This window comes from Tessaracoccus sp. OS52 (assembly GCF_020687685.1).
Classification (GTDB): domain Bacteria; phylum Actinomycetota; class Actinomycetes; order Propionibacteriales; family Propionibacteriaceae; genus Arachnia.
On sequence record NZ_JAJEWM010000003.1, the window covers coordinates 239,071 to 260,639 of the forward strand.

Consider the following 21,569-nt stretch of genomic DNA (forward strand, 5'->3'; position numbering starts at 1 on the left):
CCGCAGCCGCCGCGTCTGGGCCGGTGAAGCGTGGTACATGCGGGTCGGCAGTCAGACCCTCATGCGCCACGCTTGGGAGAGCGTCGTGATGAACCAGTGCCGTGAACCCGTTCACCTCCAGGACATCAATCGGTCATCGATAGATCCTCGACCATTAACCCGCAACACCTAGCGTGACGACCAAGCCGCCGTCATCCGGGCCGCGGCTGGTTGGAGGTTGACACCCGTGTCCAAGTTCAGAACTGTCTTCTACTGTCTAGTGATCGCGGCTTTGTTGACGCCGATTTGGTCCGTCCCCGCACGAGCGGCAGTGACGACCTATGCCGATCTGGTGGCCGAACTCGGCGCTGCGACGGACCCAGCTGGTGAGCCAGTAGTGGTGGACGTGAGCGGAGACATCACGGCCACGGGGCACATCAACGTTCGAGGCAACGCGGTGCTGAGGGCGGACAGCCCGGTGACGATCGCATTGGACCAGCACCAACTACGCGTCACAAACGGCGCCACCCTGACACTCACCGAGAACATCACGGTCAGCCAGCCGGAGACCGCGACCGGTCACCCTGTCTACGCCGAGTCCTCGCACGTCGTACTCGACGGCGCAACGGTCACCAGCGCCGCCACGTCCACCAGCGTCTACAGCATCAACCTCAACGGAGCGGGCTCCAGCCTCGTCGCCACCGATGCGAACGTCACTACGGTCAACGGCCGCGCGGTCTACAGCAACATCACCACCACCCCGATCCTGCTGGAGGGCACCAACCTCACCGCCACCGGAACGGGCTACTCCGCCTACCGCGGCATCTACGTCCTGCGCGATGGCACCGTGCTCACGGGCCGCGACGGTGGCGGCGCAATCCTCTACGATTTCTCCGCGACGTCGGTGGCAGCCACGCCTGCCCCCGCGGACTTTGTCAACGGCCAGCTCGTGTCTCTGGCCGTCACCGGAAATCCTGCCGGCGGCGCCGTCGGAGCCACCCTCCGCTACACCACCGACGGCACCGACCCACTCGACTCCCCCACCGCCGCCACCTACACGGAGCCCTTCGCTGTCGCCCCAGGCCAGACGGTGCTCGCCACGCAGGTCAAGGACGGTCACCGTGACTCGCTGTCGAGCTTCGAGTACGCAACCGACGGCGACGCCGTGCCGGGCACCGTCGCCTCCGTCCAGACTCTTGACCCGATCACCCGCCCCGTCGGGACCGCGATCGAACCCCTCGCACTCGGCCTGCCCACGGTCCTCGGCACGACACTCGCCGACGGGCGCACCAAGTACTTCCAGGTGGTGTGGGACCTCAGCGGGATCGAGGCAGGCAACACCGGTACCACCCTCGTCACCGGGGAACTCCAAGTGGCGGGCGAGGTATCGAACCCGGACGCCGTGACCCCCTCTGTGTCCCTGACCATTGGCGAGGCCCCCATCTCCGGCTTCGCACTGGATCTCGCTTCCTTCCTCGTCGAGGGGAAGACCTCCGTCCAGGACGGAGCCGTCGTGGGCACGCTCCGCGCGGCCGGCGGCGACTCCGTCGACTACGCCTACGAGTTGGCCCCCAGCGACCTCTTCCGCCTCGACGGCGCCGAGGTGGTGGCAACTCGGCCCCTGGCTGCGGGTGAGCACACCATCTCGGTGACTGTCACCAGCGGGGCGCAGAGCGCGACGAGCGAGTTCGTGGTCGCCGTGCAGCCCGCCAACGCTGCCTTCGTCATCGCCAACCCGTACTCGAGCATCGACTGGGAGACCGTCCACCAGCTGACCACCGCCCCACACACGCACACCGAGCGCACCAACGCACCCCTCGGCGAGTGGAGCGACGGCGTGGCAGGGACCGTCGCCGAGAAGTTGGCCGTCTACGAGGGCCTCGGCTACGACGCCGTCGCGATCACCGACCACGACAACGTGGCCTACCCGTGGGACGCCGTCGACGCGGGCGACAGCCAGCTGATCGCCATCCCGGGCAACGAAATGAGCAAGAACAGCCACACGCTGAGTTACTTCAGCACGTACCGCGACTCCGCCGGCATGGGGCCGGACGTGAGCGTCGGCTTCGAGGCGAACTACGCCAATGTCGGCGCCCAGGGCGGCTTCCTCTACCTGGCCCACCCGAGCCGGAGCGGGGGTTCCACTGCGGACCCCGCCTTCGACCTGCCGCTGTTCGACAAGTACCCCCAGTTGGTGGGTCTCGAAGTCCTCAACGCCGGGCAATATACCCGCAACCACAGCGAGGACCTCTGGGACACGCTCCTGACCGAGACCATGCCGCACCAGCCGATCTGGGGCACCGCTTCGGACGATTCACACTCGTTGTCGCTCTCGGTCACCGGAACCGGATGGACGACGCTCCTGGCGCCCCAGCGCGACGAGCTGTCGGCGCGCGACGCCCTGGCCCTGGGCCGCTCGTACTTCTCCAGCTACCGCGTGACCAAGGGCGCCGACGACGCAAAGGGTGACCCGGGCGTGCCGGCACCCTCCATCTCCGACATCGACGTGAGCCAGGGTGTCATCAAGCTCACCGTCGACGGGGCCGACACCATCGAGTGGGTCAGTGCCGAAGGCAGCGTCGTCGCCACTGGAACCTCGGTCGATGTCAACACGGCCCCTGGAGCGGCCAAGTACATCCGCGCGCGCATGTTCGGCCCAGGCGGTCAGACGATGACGCAACCATTCGGGCTGCACCCGGTTGATCAGGTCGACACCGAGGCGCCCACCATCACCCTGACCGACTACCTCCCGCCCCGGGTGGACCTGGGCGAGGAGTGGAACCTGCCGACTGGTGCGGGCAGCGACGAATCTGGTGCAACGTTCGTGACCAGCACGCTGGTGGACCCCGCCGGACAGGCCAACTTCGTGCTGGACAACAAGGTCACCTTCGACCAGGTCGGCACCTACACGTTGCGCTACGAGTCGAGGGACGGTGCCGGGAACGTCGGGTCACTGGAACGTGAGATCGTGGTCCGCGACAACCGACCGTCACCCGCGCCCACGGTGACGGTCACCGCCGCACCCTCACCGGCACCGACGGTGACCGTGAGCGCTGCCCCCTCACCCATGCCGACGGTGACCGTGACGGCACAGCCATCCGCACTTCCTGCCGGCGACCTCTACCAGACGCCGGGCTTCCACCGGGTGAACGGCAGGCAGTGGATGACGTCCTGCGAGCCGTACTCGGTCACGGTTCGTTGTTGGACCTACATCTGGGGCACCACCGTCATCCCTGCTGGGGACAGCTATGTCCAGAACAACGGGTGGGTGTTCAACAACCTGACCTACGTCGCCTCCCCCAGGGCGAACTGGGCCGGTAACCCGCTGGGCAACACCGGTGAGTGGACTGCGGCAGATGGACGCCGCTGGCGCACCGAGTGCGACACCGAGCGCACGGGCCGCAATGGCTGCCGCAGCTACACCGAGGCACGCGTGATCGACGTGGTCGAGGGGCAGTACCGACCGACCACCCGGTTCACGTTCAACAGCATGGTGCGGTTCAAGTAACCGATCGCGTCGCGAAGTCGACGACGGACGCCTACGGTCGAGACCCCTGGCCCGAGTCCATGCGACTCAGGCCAGGGGTCTCACCATGTCTCCACTCTTGTCTCGCTGCCCCCTCGACCGCTCGGTTACGGGCGCGCTGAGTTCCTACTCGACCAGCTGGTCGGGAGGCGCCGTGCGAGTGAGCCGTGGCCGGGCCGTGGCCTGCCCGAGGAGCCGACGCAGCGGGTTCTCCAGCGACGCGTCCGGCCGGCGCCACGTCCTGCCGCTGACCATCACCACGCGCTCGTCGAGCATCAACCACACGGCCTGCAGGCGCGTCACCGGGTCATGGACCGGCTCGATCCTGATCTCGGCGAAGCGGGACAGAACCTGACGGAGGTCCCGCTGGGCGAGGGCTGCGGAGGGGAAGGCGCGGGAGCGGATGGCCAGCGGCAACTGGTTGCGCGCCACCACCGTCCAAGAGTGCCCGCCCGCGACCTTGGCCGCGTCGTCGTCCTCCACGGGGCGCGATCCCGGCAGGTCCAGCCAGGTGCGCGCATCGGTGGTGGCTTGGGCCCGCCAGTGCTCGACCGCCGGATCCTCCGCCACGGGGGCCATCGCGGAGATGGCGCGGCAGATCATGGCGCGGCCCTCGTAGCGGACCAGGTCCATGGAAGCGTCGAACAACTCGACGGAGGACGGCAAGGCCTTGGCGGTGCTTGCCGGTCGGCGCACGCTCGGCCGTCGTCGCTGGACCTCCATCACGTGCCCCCTGTTCTCGACGCGTAGCTGCCCGCGACCAACGCCACGTTGTCCACGTAACTGCTCAAATTGTTGTAGCTGAACACCGCTCTGCGCCAGCCCGAGGTTGTGGTCATCGGCCCGGACGCGCACAGGTAGCGCGCGGCCGCGAGCGCGGCGTCGTCGATCTGGTTGGGATCGGCCCAGCCATCACCGTTGCCGTCGGCGCCCCAGCGCTGCCACGTGGAAGGGATGAACTGCATCGGCCCGACCGCGCGGTCCCACACGGCATCACCGTCCCAGACGCCGCCTTCGGTGTCCGGGATGGCCGCGACCCCATCCCCATCGAGCGCCACCCCACGGATCTGGGGTCGCGGGTAGCCGTCGGAGCCCAGGACCGAACCCGCGTGGCTGCCATGCGCCGACTCCACCCAACCGATCCCCGCCAGCGTCGTCCAGCCCAGGCCGCAGGCCGGCTGCTCGGCGTCGACGATGAGGTCGGCCGCCGCGTAGGCCGACAGCGCCCGCGGTGGGATGCCCGTGCGCGCCGCCACGCGCGCGACCCACTCCGGGTCCGCACCCGAGCTCCCGACGCCCGGCGCGGGCTCTGCGGGCAGCGACGGCGTCGGCACGACAGCGGGCTCGGGGAGCGGCGCCGTCGGGAGCGGACGCGGCACCTGCGGCGCCACGGGATCGGGCGGCGCGAGTTGCTGGCCGGGATCCGGAAGTACCGGCGAGGCCCCCTGGAGCTGTGCCATGCCGATGGATCCGATGGCCACGACGCCGATCAGGCCACCGCTCACGCATGCGAGCAGACGGCCCACCCAGTCGCGCCGCGGCGGGTCAACCAGCCAGGGATCACCCAGCGCAGGGGACGTGTTGATGGGCTGGGGCTGCAGTTCACTCATGCCGGTTCCACTGTCTGGGTGGCGGAAGGGGAGGAGACGGGGTCGGCGGGTTGCGGGCTGGACTCCTGGGCCGTCGGGGAACTCGACGGCGTGGCGGCGACCAGGGTCACCGTCGTTCCCACGCGCAGGACAGTCCCCGGGGCAGGGACCACGGACGCCACGACCGCACGCGAGTCGGCCCCGGCAGGTTCGGTGGCGACGGTGAACCCGGAGGACTGCAGGTATGCCGAGGCGTGCGCCACGGTCATGCCCGAGACCTCCGGGACGGCATTGCTTCCTGACGCGATGGTCAGATCAACCGGGCTGCCGGGCTGCACCACCTGCCCCGCGCGCGGGTACTGGGACAGGACCCGGTCTGCCTCCTCGGGCGAGTCGGTCCGGACCACCTCACCCACCCGCAGGCCGGCGTCCTCGAGTACGTCGGCGGCGTCGGAGATGGTGCCGTAGAGGACGGGCACCACCACCGGGTCCCCAGCCGGTTCGCTGCTCTCCACGGTGGTGACGCTCGGAAGGGCGGTTGATGGGGTCGATTCCGGACTGGGCGGGGTGCTCGGGGCCGTGGTCGTCGGCGCGCTCGTGGGAGTGGCCGACGCCGCTCCAGACGATCCGGTGGGCATCGCGACCGGGCTCGCAGTGGGGACGCCGGAGGCAGCCACCGACGGTTCCGCCGCCGGGACAGGGGTCGGCCGCTGTCCCAGGAATCCCAGGCCAACCGCCATCGCGACGACCAGAACCAGCATCACCGCCGCCAGCGCGCCCCCCGAGGACCGCGGGGCGCGAGCCTGCGTCGGGGCGGCCGCAACCGGCTCCAGGTACGCGGGGCGGTTCGACGACGACGCCCGCTCCGGTGCCGCGGACGCGGCCGGGGCACCAACGCCGACGTTGGCGGCGAGTTCGGCTGGCCGCTGCGTCTGAGGGACGAGCGCGGTGGCTAGCGCCGCACCGGCCCAGTGGGGAACGGGTGCGGGGACGACGGGGAGGTCGGCGTCGGCCTGAGGCGCAGGGGCAGTTCCGAGCGGAAGGACGCGGGTTGACCCGACGGCGGGGAGCACCAGGGTGGCGGCGGTGCCGCGGGAGACCGGGGCCGCCACCGTCGCCAAGGCCCCGGCGAAGGCAGCGGCGTCGGGGTAGCGGTCGGTGGGGTCCTTCGCCATCGCCCGGGTGACGATCCGGTCGAACGCCCGCTGCTCCGGGCGGAGCGCCGACGGCACTGGCGGCGGAGCGTCCACGTGCGCCTGAAGCGTCTGCCCGACGGTGTCCCGGGGGAACGGGGCCTGGCCAGTCAGCAGGAAGTGGAGCAGCGCCCCGACCTGATAGAGGTCGCTTGCTGCGGTCACGGGCAGTCCGCGAGCCTGCTCCGGAGACATGAACGACGGATTGCCGACGACGTGCGCGCCCTTCTCCGCCGAAGGGACCAACGGCCGGTCTCCGGAGAGCAGGACGTCCTCACCGACGGCGGCCTCGCCGTCGAGCGCAGCCAGACCGAAGTCGACGATCCGCACCTGCCGCGAACCAACCGGGCCCGCCTCCCCCTGCCGATCTTGGATGACGATGTTGGAGGGACCCAGGTCACGGTGGACCAGCCCTGCCCGGTGGGCCTCACCGAGCCCGGCAAGTACCCCGAGGGTGATCGCGACGGCGTCGGCCGCCGTGGGCCGGTGCTCGGCAACCCACTCCTGGAGGTTGGGGCCGGCGAGCAGCTCGAAAGCGATCCACGGCGTCGGCACCCCGGCCGCGTCGTGGATTCCCGCGCCGTGCACGGCGATGATGTTCGGATGCTCCAGGCCCATCAGGTGGCGCTGTTCGCGGAGGAAGGCCCGCCGTTTCCGCTCGTCCCGACAGAGGTGGGGGTGAAGCAGCTTCACCGCGACGTCGGCCGAGCCGTGCTCGTCGGTGGCGGCGAAAACCGAGCCGGTGCTGCCGGTGCCGAGCAGTGCGCGCAGCCGGTAGCGCCCGTCGAGCACCACACCACCCTCCATCTCGGTCATCTCAGGAGGGCCTCCTCGCCAGTCCCGCTGGTCGAGTAACCGACGAGGAACGAGTCGGCGTGTCGAGACCACCGAAGACCCCCGCTGGTCGAGTAGCCGACGAGGAACGAGTCGGCGTGTCGAGACCACCGACGATCCCCGCTGGTCGAGTAGCCGACGAGGAACGAGTCGGCGTGTCGAGACCACCGACGACTCCCGCTGGTCGAGTAGCCGACGAGGAACGAGTCGGCGTGTCGAGACCACCGACGACTCCCGCTGGTCGAGTAGCCGACGAGGAACGAGTCGGCGTGTCGAGACCACCGATGCGGGTCCACACCTCGCGGACTCCCACTCGATCAACGGAGACGGGGTGAACCAGCATCATCCGAATCGACCGTTGACGTAGTCGTTGGTCCGCTGGTCCTGCGGGTCGCTGAACATCGCCTCGGTGTCCCCGTGCTCGACGATAGCTCCCGGAGTCCCCTGGGAGGCCAGGAAGAAGGCGCACTGCTGCGAGACCCGGTGGGCCTGCTGCATGTTGTGGGTGACGATGACGATGGTGACCTCCTTCTGGAGCTCGGCCATCGTCTCCTCGATGACTCGGGTGGACGTGGGGTCGAGTGCCGAGCACGGTTCGTCCATGAGCAGGACCTTGGGCTTGACCGCCAGGGAACGGGCGATGCACAGGCGCTGCTGCTGACCACCCGAGAGACCACCACCGGGTGCCCGGAGCCGGTCCTTGACCTCCTTCCAGAGACCCGCCGACGTCAGCGAGCGTTCGACGAGCTCGTCCTTGCGGTCCCGGTCTGCCTTGATGCCGGTGAGCTTGAGGCCCGCGATGACGTTGTCGTAGATGCTCATCGCAGGGAACGGGTTGGGCTTCTGGAAGACCATGCCGATGTCCTTGCGGGCGTCCTGCAGCTTCTTGCGGCGGTCGTAGATGTCGTCGCCGTCCAGCATCACCTCCCCCGCCAGCGAAGCCGACGGCACCAGCTCGTGCATCCGGTTGAGGATTCGCAGGAACGTCGACTTTCCGCACCCCGACGGCCCGATCAGCGCGGTCACCTGACCTGCGGGCATCGTCAGCGAGACCTTCTCCAGCACCTTGTGCTGGCCGAACCACGCGGAGATGCTGCGGGCCTCCAGCGTCGAGAGAGATCTGCCGTCAGCCGCCCGTGCCGGAGCTGCGGGTGGGGACGATTGCGGGGCGACCGCGGCTTCCTGTTCGACCCGCGTCGGTGCGACGTACTCCGGCCCCGGCGTGCCCGCCGCGACCGGCAGCACCATCGTGGCGTCCTGTGTCGTGCTCATCTCATGCTCCTTGGTCATCGTCTGTTCACAGCAGGTTGGGCATCAGCAGGGTGATCTGGTCGCCCACGAGCAGGCCCGTCAGCACCAGGACGGGCATGAACACCACCCACGCCTTGGCGAAGCCGACGCGCCGGTAGCAGAGCACAGCCGCGATCTCCGCCGCGACGAGCAGCTGCAGCGCGAACACCAGCGCCCAGACGGTGCGGGCGTCGCCGGCCAGCTCCTTGTGCTCGGGCTGGAGGCTGCGGAAGGTGGTGTCGCGCAGACCCGGAGCCTGCACGTCGCTGACCAGTTGGGCGTCCACCCTGGCGAGGCCGGAGGGCATGTACGGCATGCCGCGCGTGGTCACGAGGATGAGGCGCGACTGCCCGGCCTTGACCGGTGGCGGGGCGAGGTCGCCGGCGTAGCGGACTCCGATCACCTCGTAGGTGTGCTCGCCCTGCCCCGTCACCACCTTGATCTCCTCGCCGGGCGCCAGCTCCGGAATTCGTGAGAACGGAGCCCCGTAGGCCGAGCCGCGTCCCATCAGGACGCTCACGCCAGCCTGGCCGGGGAGGCTCGTGTCGCGGCGGTGGCCGGGCCCGTCGGTGAGCACGCCGGAGGTGGTTCCCTCGACGACGATCTGGTCGAGTCCGATGGCTGGGATCTCGAGCCGCGCCACGGGCTCGCCGTCGCGGAGGAGGACGTCCTCGAAGGTCCCCTCGCTGACCGGTGCGGTGCCGGCCGCGAGCTGTTCGGCGAACGTCGCGCGCAGCTGGTGTTGGGCGACGACGTGCTGCAGGTGGCTGAGCAGCATCAGGTTCGTGAGGAAACCGAGCAGGACCACGACGACCATGACCAGCCAGCCGCGGATCAGCAACTCGCGGGGACCGAGCGGGACCTTCGGCCGGGGCGGCGGCGGCATCCGCCTGGGAGGACGGGGCACGCGCGGCGGGGCCGTCCCCCGCGGCGGCTTCGGCAGCGTACGGGCCCCGCGCGACGGAGGCTGTCCCGGCGACGCGGGGCTCACCTGTCCGCGCTTCGGGTGCGTCCCGGGCCTCACCATCGTCGTCACGCCGGACTCCCGACGGCGCCCAGGGCACCCGCACGGAGCCGGCGGGTGAGCGTCGGAGCGAACCAGATGGCGGCGCCGACCAGCGCTCCACCGCCGAGCAGGTACCAGGGTGGGAAGAACACCCACTGGTCGCGTTCCAGTGGCGCCAGCTCAGTGTCACCGATCTTCTCGGGCGGGACGAACGTCGCGACGGCACGGACCAAAGTCCACTGCCCGAGCCCACCCATGGAAGCCGCCACCACACGCACCTCATCCGGCTTGAGGTCCTCGACGTCGACCCCCATGCCGGGGCCGATCTGCTGCCCCAGCACGTTGATCAGGTGGAACGTGGCCCGGGCGTCGACGGTGGCCCGCGAGGCGTTTCGCACCGAGAACCGCACGGTGTGGGAGTTGGCGAGGGGGTCGAGTGCGAGACGGGTTTCGCCGGAGAGGCCGCTCACGTAGAGCAGGCCACCGATGGAGATCTCGTCCGTCGGCGTCGAGTCCTCGGGCAGCGGGGTGGCCGAGTCCGTAGCCTTGGGAGACTTCGGCGGCTTCGGTTCCTTGGATGGCCGCCCACCATTGGATGGTTTCGGGTTCCCGAACGGCGGGGCCGACGTCGTCGATGACGCCTTGGGGCTGGACTCGACGACGACCACGGAGATGCGGGTACCGTCTCCGGGATCGCCGTTTCCGTCGACAGGATCCTCGGCTTGGGCGAGGGGCCCGGGGGCCCCTAGCACGGAGAACTGGACCGCGACGATCGCCAGGGCTGCCAGCGCAACGCGCCAGCGGCACCGGATACCTGGAGTCATGAGCGGACTTCTCCGCTCTCGACGAGTTCGGGTTCTGATGCGGACGGGGTCCGGGCGGGTTCGTTGGAGGTACCCGACGCCGCGGCGACGGCCTCCTCGATCTTGCGCTTGGCCTCGGCCTCGGTGTGCGCGATCCACTCGGCGGCGCGCCGGGCGTCCAGCCGACGGCGCCAGCGCCAGATCAGCACGCCCCCAACCACCAGCAGGAGCGGAACCACCGCGACCCAGGGCAGTGCCAGCACGAAGGCGTCGCGTTCCACCACCGGGAGAGCGGGCGGGACCATGGCGTCGCCGTCGGTCTGGGTCTGGAGGAGCCACTTGACGTTGGCGAAGCCCACCGACGGCACATCGGCCAGCTCGAACTCCAGGGTGCGCGTGTTGCCGGGCAGCACCTCGTCGAGCGTCGCGAACGTCTCCTGGCCGACGGGGACGCCGAACCAGGTGGTGCCAGACAGGGTGATTCGACCCGAGAGGGCGATGTTGCCGTTGTTGGTCACGGTCGCCTTCGCGGTGACGTCGCCGTCCAGTGGGTTGAGGTCCCCGGAGTGTGACGCCGAGAAGCTGCTGATGGTCATGTTTGCGACGAGTTCGCCGGCGACGCGCACGTACATGCGGTTGGCGATCCGGTTCTCGCGGCTGATCTCACCAGCGCGGAACGACGACGCCACGATTCCGGCGGGATGGTCGCCCGGAGTGGCGTTGGCGGGCACGGTGACCGTGAAGGGCACGACGGTGGCTTCCTGGGGAGCCAGTTCGAGCTCGACCCGCGGTTTGCCGCCGAAGCTGACCCAGGCCCCGGCCTGCTCGGGCGTCTCGTCGGTGTTGAGGAGCGCGAAGTTGCCGACCTCGTCGTTGTAGGCGTCGGTGGCGAAGAGCGTGATCTTGAGTGGGGTGTTGCCCGCGTTGGCGACGCGCACCTGGTCCTTGACAGTCTGGCCCGGTTCAACCTGGTAGCTGTGGCGGGTGCGCTCGGTGATGGTTCCGTCCGGTTCCACGGGGTTGATCGCCATGCCGGAGGTGGCGTCGTCGCGTTGATCGGTGTCGTCGGCGTGGACCGCCTGCGGTGCCAGCAGCACGAGGGCGGCGAACACGAGCGCGAGGAGAACTCTGGGGAGGCGGGGCGGGACAGCGTTCATGGTGGTGCCTTCGGGTTGTCGCCTGGGTTTGGACAGCAGTGGAGTGCCGGGGCCCGAAGGCCCCGACACCCGGGTGCTGCGAGGGTTCAACATGGTTCGGGGACCAGGTCCCCACCCTCAGGGTGGGGACCTGGCCTTTGCTCACTTGGAGACGAGGGTGAGGGTCAGCGTGGAGCCGTACTTGCCCTTCTTTGCACCTTCCGGCGCGACGAAGGTCAGGTCGGCGTCCATGACGGTCGACTCGGAGTAGGTTCCAGCAGCAGCCTCGGCGAAGGTCGAGGCGTAGACGGCGCCACCGGCGGTCTGCTCGGCACCGAACGTGGCAGCAGCCCAGTTCGGTGCGTCGACAGCGGCGGGAGCCTGGGACACGAGGGTCTGCTTGAGGCCGAGGGCCGAAGCGGGGATCGTGTCGGTGCCGTTGCTGTGCACGAACTCGTTGACGTTGGTGGTCAGGGTCCAGCCCTCGAGGGTGAGGTAGCGCTGGTCGATGACCTCGACCTCACCGAGCGTGCCGGTGGACTGCGACTTGCCATTGACGAGCTGACCGAGGGTCAGCTCGTTGGCCTTCTTGGTGCGGTCGACGAGGATGAAGTCGCCGTTGCCCTGGACGTTGGCGATCAGGTCGGCGGACGCGGACTGGCCGGCCGGGACGTTGATCGTGGCCCAGCCGAGGACGTCGCCAGCCTTGTTGGCGAGGACGAAGTTGATGTCGCCCTCCAGGCCGAGGCCCTGGTAGGAAGCGGTGACGACGCCACCGGTAACGGCGTGCTCGCCGAGGGAGACGTACTCGGTACCGTTGTGGGCCCACACGTTCACCGAGGACTCGGTGGTGGTGGTGTTGAGGGTGACCGTGTTGGTCTTGGCGTCAGCCGAGCCGGTCACGCCGTTGGAGTTGGTGGCGTCCAGAGCAGCGGCCGGAGCCGCGGCGGAGGAGACGGTCACCGTGAAGGTGCCCTCGGAGCCGTTGTAGGCAGCGTCGCTGGGGGTGAAGACGGCGCGGAAGTTGTGCGTGCCCTCGGTCAGCGCGGAGGTGGTGATGGTCGCGGAGCCAGCGGCGACGGCCTGCGTGCCGATCGACGCCTCACCGTTGTAGAACGTGACGTTGCCGGCAACAGCGGTGGAGTCCGCGGCTGCGACGGTGGCGGTCAGGTCGACGGTGTCACCGGTGAAGGCCGAGGTGGCCGACGAGGTGAGCGTGGTGGTGGTGGCGATGGCCGCGGGGCCTTCGAGGACCATCGGAGCGACGGTGTAGTTTCCGGTGCCAGCCTGGATGGTGATCTCACGGTACGTAGCTCCGACGACCGTCACACCGTTGTTGATGGTGTAGGCGACGCCGTACCAGTACGTACCGCCAGCGGCAATGTCGTCGGCAATGCCACCAGGGCCGCCGTTGATGCTGTCCAAAACCATGTAGGGCATCAGCGTGCCGCCGTTGGGGCCAGCCGCCGAGTCGACTGCGAACGCGTTCCACGTGTTTGTGCCACCCACGACGTCAGCAGCGGTCTTCTCCGCGAGGAAGCGGTAGACGCCGGTGAACGACTCGGTCCCCGTGACCGGGCGAACGCCGTCTTGGTTTGGCGCGTTGATTTCCGCCAGGTAGTCGGTCGGGCTAGCCGCGGCGTACACATCCTCGCTGCGGGTGAAGACCCTTGAGGAGTCATTGGGGACGGGCAGGAACTCGGCGTCGTACAGGAAGAAGCCGCCCTTCGAGCCCTCTGCGACCGAACCTGCGGGCTGCGGGTTGATCGGGTCGCCTTCAGCGGCATGCGCGGAGACCGCGTTCGCGGCCACGAGGGCCAGGGAGACGGCGCCGACGACTGCGGCGCGCTTAATGTTGAAGTTCATTTCATTCCTTTTCAGGTGACTTTGGTCAGCGCAGGTTTGAGCGCTGGGGGGTGGTGGTGGAGGGTGCGAGGAAGCCGAACTTCTTCTTCACCGAACCCGCCTGGACAGGCACGGTGCTCTGAGTGTTACCGAGCTTCTGACCCGCGTTGCTAACGAGGTTGGCGAGGCTTGCGTCGTACTTGGGGTCACCGGCGGTCACGCGGGCGTTCTCGACGACGATGTAGGTGTCGCGGCCCCACGTGGTGTTGGAGTAGAACGCAGCGTTCGGAACCATGGCGGTGCCGGTGCCGGTGACGGCCGGGGTGCCGGCGACGGGCGAGCCGACGACAACTCCCGCACCGCGGCGGTCGATGCCTGCACCGGTGTTCTGGGCAACCCACTGGGCAGCCGACATCGGGGTCACGGCGTTGGCCGGGAAGGCCGAGCCGTCAGAAAGCGAGTTGGTGTCGTGCTCCTGGCCCACCTTGACGCACGCACCCAGCGTGGCCTCAGTGAGGCCGAGCTTGGACAGCCAGTCGGAGCGGGTGCCCGAGCCGGACTGCGGGATCACCGGCGTGACGGTGGTGCCGCCAACGGTGGTGATGGTGCAGTCGAACAGGCCCTTGAGTGTGGCCTGATCGATGTTCTCGAACGCGGCGTTGGCGCCACCGGAGTGCGCGTAGGTGAGGGCGTCACGGCCGAACGGGATGTACAGCAGCGGGCCGGTGGGGTTGGCGCTTGAGCCGGGCCCGGAGGACGAGCGGGCGATGTCGACCTGGCCGGTGATTACGACGCTGGCAGGGCTGCCCGGCGTACCGGAGGTGTAGGGCGCGCCGTCGATGGAGCGGCTGAGCGCCTTGACGCCGTCACCCGAGCCGTTGGGCCGGCCGAAGCGCGGACCGTTGGTCTTGGTCTGGATCCAGGTGCTGCCAGTGGCGTCGAACGAACCAATGTTCTGGTCGCCGGCAGTCGAGCGAACAGTGCCACCGGAGATGCTGGTTCCGTTTGCCAGGGCGTTCATGACGTCCTGGAGGGTGTCGGAACCAACAACCGCGAAGCTGTTGGAGACCGGCTCGGCCGAGGCCTGAGGGGCGACGACGGAACCGAGGGCGAGGCCAGCTGCCGCCCCGAGGGCGACAATCTTGGAGACCTTGCTAAACTTCATCAATGAGTCCTTTCACTCGATGAAGAAGGACCGGGTGCCGCTTCTGCTGCACCCAGCTGAGTCGACGGCGCTTCCAACGCCGCTGACCCGTTGGTCACCCACGTGGGTGACCCCTTTCGGCCGGGGTTCCCGCCCCGGCCGAAGTCTGTGTATGGACCCGGCGCTTTCACGGCAGCCGCCGGAAGCGCGAGATCGCGGGGATGCCCAGGGCCGCAGCCACTCCCACCAGACCGGTGGCAGGCACGACGACGCTCAATGGCCCGACACCTGGATCATCCGGAGTGGCGGCACCCGCCAGCGCACCCGCAGGTTCGCCGTCGGCCACCGGATCCGAAGCCGGTGGTTGGGGAACCGCCGGCTGGGCGGGCGGCTGAGGTTGCGCGGCAACCGATGGCACCACCGGCTGCTGCGCCGCGGGCTGGTTGCCCACTGGCGGGTTCGAAGGTGGTTGCGTCCTGTGCTGGACGGCGGACTGGCTGGGTGCGGCGCTCGGGCTGGAACTCGGGAGCGGGCTGGGGCTGGAGCTGCTGCTCGGGCTGGGCTCCGAACTCGGAACTGGGCTCGGGTCCACAGCGATGGCGCTGGGCGAAGGGCTCGGGGACGGTACCGGCTCCGGCCAGCCACCGGCACGGATCGCCTCGGCGGCCGCCAGCGCCTGCGTCCGCCAGGCCTCGGGGATGGGTGCATACCCAGGCGGCAGCTGGCCATCGTCCGTGCCCGGCGTCTGGCCCTTGGTGACCCCGTACTCGATCAGATCGGCGTAGGAAGCGCGCATGGCGTCGTCGGTCTGATTGGGATTGAGGGCCGCGTACACCGGTACCGTCAAGGGATAGGCGTCCTTCGCGTTCTTCGCATCGCTGGACGCGGGATTGAACCGCACCACCTGCTTCTGGTCGGCGTCAGGCTCCATGGCTGCCGCGGCCGCCGCCAACGTCGTTGCCGTGGGAGCTACGAACTCGCCGGCCGAGTTGCGCAGCAGGGCCGTCGACGTCTGGTACTGCTGGGCCGACGGAGTGGAACTGAGCGCGATGATGTGCTGGTTGCCAGGCATCTGCCTCTGCGACTTGTGGAACTTCGGGGGGCGCGCAAGCCGGTCCCAGTCACCGAGCATCATGCCGTCGCCGCGAAGCACCTTGTAGGCCCCCTCCGCGAAGCTGGCGGTATACGGTCGCCACGTCACCAGATTCACTGCACCAGTGCCGTTGACCGGTTCATCAACCGTGTTGTCTGGCCGCTCGATCGGGTCCGCCTTGGGGAACGAGTCGGTTGGCAACTCCAGCGGGACACCCGTCGGGTTCACGTCCGGGTTCGTCGAGTACCAAGGGTTGACCGTCATGCCCCATGGGTCCGGTTCACCGTCGAGCCAAGCCTTCGCCTCTGGATCGGCGAGGATGTACTCCCACACCTGGACGGCGAGGTCGGAGCGCCCAAGCGGCATCAGGGCGTCGGCCACCGACATGTCGATGATTGTCTGGAAGGTCCATTCCTCGTCGTTGATCTCCCGGAAATCCGGGTCCCAAACGATCGTCAGCGGATTCTCCCCGAGGTGTTCTGCTTCGGTCCGCGTCGGGATCGCGTTGCGATAGGAGGCCGTCAGCAACTTCGCCAGGAGTCTCGGGGTGAGCTTCATCTGGGGGAGCGGCAGTCCTCGACGGATCCTGTACTCTTCCGGGGCCTCGGCCGGGTGCGGCGCAGCGTCGACCACATAGGACACCGAGACTCCGCCCAGCGCGACCGGCGCGTAGGCCAACGGATCGCGTTCCCAACCGAGGTTCTCGATGTCCAGAGGGCGCGACGCAAACGCCAGAGCGCTCGGCGTGGTGCCAGCCGCATTCAGGACGGCGTCGGACTCCGGAACCTGAGCCAGCGTGAACGGCGAGCCACCCTCACCTTGGCACACCACCGGCTGCCAGGACGCGATCGCCGCGGCAGCGAGCTCACTTCCCGCGAGCTGACGTTCGGCCGCGCCCAGTTCGCAACGCGAACCGAGGGGTTTGAAGTCGAGCTTGATGGCCAGATGGTGCTCCCAAGCGTCCCACCACAGGCCTGACGTCTGGGCACCGATGTTCACCGCTCCGTTGTCGGCCACGCCGCGCGGGATGATCACAAGCCAACACGAGCTTCCGCTGACCGCACCTCCGTTCGAGGAGACCGGGTTGCCGCACCCGAGCCCCGGGGACTGCATGGCGGTCTGGAGTTCGAACGGGATGGCGCCGGTCCCGTCGGGTCCGAACGGCGCCCAGCTGATCTCGTTGGTGGTGGCGGCGCTGAAATAGCGGTTGGTAGTGAGGTTTGCCCACTCCTTCTCGGGCTTCAGGACGACCTGACCCTTGTCGTCCAGGGTGACGTTGGTCAGCACCTTGTCGGCCGGCGCCTTCTTCTCGTCGACGATCTGCTCCGCGTTCCAGGCGACGAAGGGCGTGGCGCTCCAGCTGGCCCACTGCCCCGCGGCTGAGAAGAATTCGTCCTGGGGAGCGACCGAATCGGCCTCGCGGAAGCCGTCCCGTCTGGCGCCGTACATGTTGGTGCCCCCGTACTGACACGTGCGACGGTCAGGGTGGCCGGGGTTGTCCGGGTCCTCGCCCCAGCACTGCGCGATCTGCAGGAAGTTCTCACCGCCCACCGAGCCCTGAGGAGGAGCCGAGAGCGTGCCGCCCTTGTAGGTGATCTTGATGCCCTGGGCGAGGAGATCCTTCGTCTGGGAGACCGTCACCTCAAGGTCGGGGAAGGGGGCACCGTCGGGGTTGAGTGCGTAGTCGCGGGACTTGATGGTGACGGCAGAGTCCGTCATCTGCTCGTCAGCCGACGCGGTGCCGACGGTGGCGGCGGGCACCAGCGCGGTCGCCATCACCAGCAGGGCGAGCGCCAGCCCGAGACGATGTTTTTGGGAGGTCTCCCCGCGAAAGGTCTGCTCACGCATCGCCATTGCCACCACCGGTCCTTAGAAGCTGACTGGCGAGGGGCGGGACCACGACGGCACCGACGAGCAGCGCGGCGGCCACCACCATCAGCCACTGCTGGGTGCCCATCCCCTGCTCAGGCAGGGTGAAGGGGCTCGCCGCCGCCCGACCGAGGCCGTTGCCCGAGCCGGAAGAGCCGTCACTGACGCCCGGGTCTGCGCCGACGATGACGTTGCCCTCCTCGTCGTAGACGGGCACCTGTTCCGCGGGATCAACGCCCGGGTCCGCCGGGACGCCCGGCTGGTCCGGGTCGGGGTTGACCGCACCAGCTGGGTTGTTCGGGTCGGCTGGGTTGTTCGGGTCGGCTGGGTTGTTCGGGTCGGCCGGGCCGCCGCCGGGGTTGTTCGCACCCGGGTTGTTCGTACCCGGGGTGTTGGTCCCGGGTTGGTTCGTACCCGGGGTGTTGGTCCCGGGTTGGTTCGTACCCGGGGCGTTCGTGCCCGGGTTGGTAGTCCCCGGGGTCTGCGCACCCGGCTTCACTGGCGTCTCGGCGGGGGCGCCGGCGGTGCCCGTGGTGCACTGTGTCGGCCCCTGCTTGTCGCACGCCTGGGGCTGAGGCGCGACGGCGGCGAGCTGGTTCTTTGCCGGCGAGTCGCCCGGCTTGAAGGTGGGATTGCCGCACTTGTTGAAGTCGATGCCGGCGCTGCCTGCCCCGGGGATGCGCTTGATCTGGTCAGAGCCCGCCATGACCAGGTTCATCGGCAGCGGCGAGTAGCCGAGGGTGTCGGCCTGCTGCTGCCCGTCGCAGAGCACATACCGCAGGAACGCGCCCAGCGTCTTGCCCTTGTTCTCGTCGAAGATGTCCCGCCCGGCCTGGATCTCGGTGGGGACGATCGCGTAGGAGTAGCTCGACAGCGGGTAGGTGCGGGGGTCCTTGTCATTGTAGACCCCGCTGAGGTTCTGCGTGAGGTCGGAGTTGATGCCGGCCTTCGTCAGCGCCACGGCCACGGAGTACGCCGTCGGTTCCACGTAGTAGCCGGCCTTGTTCAACACCTTCGCGACGGGGAACCCCGCCTTCTTCGCGTAGGAGTACTCCACGTAGGTGATGGCGCCCTCGCCGTAGTTCTGCGCCACGTAACCCGAGACGCCGTCGGAGCCCTTCTGGGCCTTCGCGTTGCCGAACATGGGGTACTGCGACGTCATGCCGCGGGTCCACAGGTTGGGGTACTGCTGCGACATCCAGAGCGTGAACTGGGCGCTCGTGCCGGATCCGTCGGAGCGGATCACGGGCGTAACCGCGCGGTCCGGCATGACCAGTCCGGGGTTGTCGGCGACGATGGCCGGGTCGTTCCACTTGCTGATGGCGCCGGTGAAGATCTTGGTGATCGTCTCCCCGGACAGTCGAAGGTTCGTGACCCGCTTGCCGTTGATCTTCAGGTTGTACATGAAGCTCGTGCCGCCGGCCACGATCGGCATGTAGGCGAAGCCGACGGTCGGTTTCTCGGGCGCGGAACCGTCCTCCGGCGCCGCCTGGAACGGGATCTCGGAGATGGCGAAGTCCACAGTCCCGTCAATGAAGTCCCGGCGGCCGGAGGTGGAGCCGACGCCCGAGTAGTTGACCGTCATGGAGTAGTTCCGAGCCACGTTGGAGCGCCACTGGTCGAGCGCGTTCTGGGACCACGTGGAGCCGGTGCCGGTGATGGGATAGAAGCTCTCGGCGCCGGACAGGCGGACGGCTCCGGGCAGGGTGACGACCAGCAGCACGGCGAGGACCATGACCAGGAGTCGGCGCTTCATGGGGTCTCCTTGACATCGGGATCGGGAGTGGTGCTGGCTTCGTTGATCGTCACTTCGACAGACGACTCGAGACCCGCTCGCGTGCTGAACCGCAGGACATCCCGCTTGGACGCGGCCCGCACGGCCCGCTGCTGGCGAGGCGTGAGTTCGCCAGGTCCGCGGCCACCCAGAGTGCGGGCAACTATGAACAGCACCAGCACCAGGACCATCAGCACGGCCGCAGCTCCGAAACCGCGGGCGATCATCGTCGGCTCCGGGGAGCGTACGAAGTCGAACACCTGCAGCGGCAGGGAGATCATCGGCCCGCTGAACGGGTTGACGTTGAGGGCGGCGGTGACGCCCGAGGTGAGCAGAACCGGGCTGGTCTCGCCGATACCGCGGGCAGTGCCGAGGATCACCGACGTCACCAGGCCCGACTTCGCCGTCGGCAGCACCACGTGCCGGACGGTGTTCCACCGCGACGAGCCCAGGGCGTAGGAGGCCTCCCGCAGGTTCTGCGGCACCAGGCGCAGCACGACGTCGGCCGACCGGATCACCACCGGCAGCATCATCACGGTGATCGCGACGGCGGCCGCGAAGCCCGACCGCTCGTGGGTGACGCCCTGGATGATGGCGGCGTAGACGAACAGGCCGGCGACGATGGAGGGCAGCGCCGTCATCGCGTCGGAGATGGTGCGCACCAGCCTCGCGAACCGCCCACCCACTTCGTTGAGGTAGACCGCCGTGCCCACGCCAAGGGGGATGGTGATGGCCAGCGCGATGCTGATCTGGATGAGTGTGCCGACGATGGCGTGCATGACGCCGCCGGCGGTGAGCGGGTCGAGGGGGCCTGCGAACTGCATGGTCTGGGTGAAGAAGTTGCCGTGCTGCAGGGCCTCGACCCCGCGCACCAGGGTGTAGACGACGATGAACAACAGGGCGCTGAAGACGACGACTCCCGCGCTGCCGAACAGCACCGTCGCCAGGCGGTCCCGCACATCCATGGCCCCGTTGTCCCTGGAGACGAGCAGCACGTAGAGGGCCAGGAAGCAGCCGAACGCCACGACGACCCACCCGATGGGACCCGACAGCGGAGCGAACCAGCCGAAGAGCAGAGCCGCGAGCGCCGCCGCCGCGACGCCCGCCCCGATCAGGTCGTAGCGCTGACGGAAGGTGGCGCCGCGGACCTCGCGTCGGGGACCTTCGGGCAGATCGTCGGCGTGGCGCGGCAGGAAGGTGCGCCGCTCGTCGCCGGTCCGCGGTGCGGTGATCAGGTCAGTCATCGCTCTCGGCCCCCGATCGGGAGCGGGCGACGATGGACGAGGCAGTGAAGTTGATGACCAGAGTCAGCAGGAAGAGCACGAGCCCGGCCGCCATGAGTGCGGACAGACCGAACTCGCTCGCCTCGCCGTAACGGAGGGCGATAAGGGCCGACACCGAGTTCGTGCCGGTCTTGAGGACCTGCCAGTTGATGGTGAAGATCGGGCTGATGATCATGTAGACGGCGATCGTCTCGCCGAGCGCACGGCCCAGGCCAAGCATGACCCCGCCGATGACGCCCCCCTTGCCGAAGGGCAGGACCACGGCCTGGATCATTCCCCAGCGGGTGGAGCCCAGCGCGTAGGCACCCTCGCGCTCACCGATGGGCGCGCGCGAGAAGCCTTCCCGCATGATCGCCGTCTGCGTCGGGACCACCATGAGCCCGACGACGATGCCCGCCAGGAACGCCGACGACGTGAACGCGCTCGCATCGGTGAACGCGACGCCGTCGCCGTCGGTCACGGCGAACACGGGGATCCACCCAAAGAACGTGGAAATCCACTCCGACACCGGGATGATCTCGCTCTGCAGGAAGTACACACCCCACAACCCGAAGATGATGCTCGGGACTGCGGCCATCAAGTCCACCAGTGAGATCAGGAACGAGCGAACCTTCTCCGTCACCACTTCAGACAGCAGCAGGGCGGTGCCGAGCGAGAGGGGGACGCTGACGCACAGGGCGATCAGCGCGATCGTGACGGTGCCGAAGAGGATGGCCGCGACGCCGAACTCCCCCGTCTCCGGGGACCAGGCCTGCTCTGTCAGGAACGAGGGACCCGCGGCCGCGAGCGCGTCGGAGGCCCGCAGCGAGAGGAACAGCCCGACGGCGATCATGATGGCCACCGTGATGGCGCCGGCGGAGAAGGCCGTCCTGCGGAAGATCGCGTCGCTGGGTGACTGCTTCGTGACCAGCTTGCGCGGGGAGTCGGGTGGGCTCGTCGGAGTGTTGGGGGAGGTCAGCGACTCCGCGACGGGCGCAGCTTCAACCACACCGATCATCGGAAACACCCCCGAAATTCCAATGGCCAAGAACCCTGAGATCCGGCCGACGAGCACAAGCTAGGCCGCTCCGTCGCAACACAGCAAGCGGGAAAGTGAACGGACAGCCAACCGGCAATGAACAATCTGGGAGATGGAAAACAGTCGATCCCGTTGGGATAACGGGAGGTGAACGACATCGTTTCAACAGGGGATTGCGACGCGGTGG

15 protein-coding genes are annotated in these 21,569 nt (G+C 68.6%); 1 reads left to right on the top strand and 14 read right to left on the bottom strand.

The window, feature by feature from the left end; translation table 11 throughout:
- The first annotated feature begins 310 nt into the window (after positions 1-310).
- Positions 311-3,487, top strand: a complete 3,177-nt coding sequence (locus tag LKO27_RS12225; RefSeq protein ID WP_227737790.1) for an FN3 associated domain-containing protein — start codon at positions 311-313, stop codon at positions 3,485-3,487.
- 144 nt (positions 3,488-3,631) lie between these two features.
- Here LKO27_RS12225 and LKO27_RS12230 read toward each other — a convergent pair whose 3' ends face one another.
- From LKO27_RS12230 to pstC, 14 genes are all read right to left on the bottom strand, one after another.
- Positions 3,632-4,228, bottom strand: a complete 597-nt coding sequence (locus LKO27_RS12230) for a hypothetical protein (RefSeq protein WP_227737791.1) — start codon at positions 4,226-4,228, stop codon at positions 3,632-3,634.
- A complete protein-coding gene (locus LKO27_RS12235; protein ID WP_227737792.1) occupies positions 4,228-5,115 on the bottom strand; it encodes a lytic murein transglycosylase in 888 nt (295 codons plus the stop codon). Before LKO27_RS12235 ends, LKO27_RS12230 begins: the two co-directional genes overlap by 1 nt.
- The gene (locus LKO27_RS15410; RefSeq protein ID WP_304650901.1) at positions 5,112-7,103 is read right to left on the bottom strand and encodes a PASTA domain-containing protein; all 1,992 of its coding nucleotides are present in this window, start codon (positions 7,101-7,103) and stop codon (positions 5,112-5,114) included. Before LKO27_RS15410 ends, LKO27_RS12235 begins: the two co-directional genes overlap by 4 nt.
- The gene (locus LKO27_RS12250; protein ID WP_227737793.1) at positions 7,100-7,417 is read right to left on the bottom strand and encodes a hypothetical protein; all 318 of its coding nucleotides are present in this window, start codon (positions 7,415-7,417) and stop codon (positions 7,100-7,102) included. Before LKO27_RS12250 ends, LKO27_RS15410 begins: the two co-directional genes overlap by 4 nt.
- Positions 7,418-7,463: 46 nt before the next feature.
- On the bottom strand, positions 7,464-8,393 hold the full coding sequence (pstB, locus tag LKO27_RS12255) for a phosphate ABC transporter ATP-binding protein PstB (protein ID WP_227737794.1): 930 nt from the start codon (positions 8,391-8,393) through the stop codon (positions 7,464-7,466).
- Positions 8,394-8,418: 25 nt separating this feature from the next.
- The gene (locus LKO27_RS12260) at positions 8,419-9,297 is read right to left on the bottom strand and encodes a sortase (protein ID WP_304650902.1); all 879 of its coding nucleotides are present in this window, start codon (positions 9,295-9,297) and stop codon (positions 8,419-8,421) included.
- A 146-nt stretch (positions 9,298-9,443) separates the two neighbouring features.
- Entirely contained in the window at positions 9,444-10,241 is a 798-nt protein-coding gene (locus tag LKO27_RS12265; protein WP_227737795.1) for a hypothetical protein, read from the bottom strand.
- Positions 10,238-11,377 (bottom strand): WxL protein peptidoglycan domain-containing protein, encoded by a 1,140-nt coding sequence (locus LKO27_RS12270; protein WP_227737796.1) that lies wholly within the window; start codon positions 11,375-11,377, stop codon positions 10,238-10,240. The genes LKO27_RS12265 and LKO27_RS12270 overlap by 4 nt, the downstream gene beginning before the upstream one ends.
- A gap of 141 nt (positions 11,378-11,518) precedes the next feature.
- The gene (locus LKO27_RS12275) at positions 11,519-13,222 is read right to left on the bottom strand and encodes an Ig-like domain-containing protein (protein WP_227737797.1); all 1,704 of its coding nucleotides are present in this window, start codon (positions 13,220-13,222) and stop codon (positions 11,519-11,521) included.
- Between the two features lie 25 nt (positions 13,223-13,247).
- Complete coding sequence (locus LKO27_RS12280; RefSeq protein WP_227737798.1) at positions 13,248-14,366, bottom strand: hypothetical protein; 1,119 nt, start codon at positions 14,364-14,366, stop codon at positions 13,248-13,250.
- 166 nt (positions 14,367-14,532) lie between these two features.
- Positions 14,533-17,292: a hypothetical protein gene (locus LKO27_RS12285; RefSeq protein WP_227737799.1), complete on the bottom strand. Its 2,760-nt coding sequence runs from the start codon at positions 17,290-17,292 to the stop codon at positions 14,533-14,535.
- Positions 17,279-19,063 (bottom strand): phosphate ABC transporter substrate-binding protein PstS, encoded by a 1,785-nt coding sequence (gene pstS, locus LKO27_RS12290; protein WP_227737800.1) that lies wholly within the window; start codon positions 19,061-19,063, stop codon positions 17,279-17,281. Before pstS ends, LKO27_RS12285 begins: the two co-directional genes overlap by 14 nt.
- Positions 19,060-20,325: a phosphate ABC transporter permease PstA gene (gene pstA / locus LKO27_RS12295; RefSeq protein ID WP_227737801.1), complete on the bottom strand. Its 1,266-nt coding sequence runs from the start codon at positions 20,323-20,325 to the stop codon at positions 19,060-19,062. The genes pstS and pstA overlap by 4 nt, the downstream gene beginning before the upstream one ends.
- Positions 20,318-21,361 (bottom strand): phosphate ABC transporter permease subunit PstC, encoded by a 1,044-nt coding sequence (gene pstC / locus LKO27_RS12300; protein ID WP_227737802.1) that lies wholly within the window; start codon positions 21,359-21,361, stop codon positions 20,318-20,320. The genes pstA and pstC overlap by 8 nt, the downstream gene beginning before the upstream one ends.
- Between the last annotated feature and the right edge of the window lie 208 nt (positions 21,362-21,569).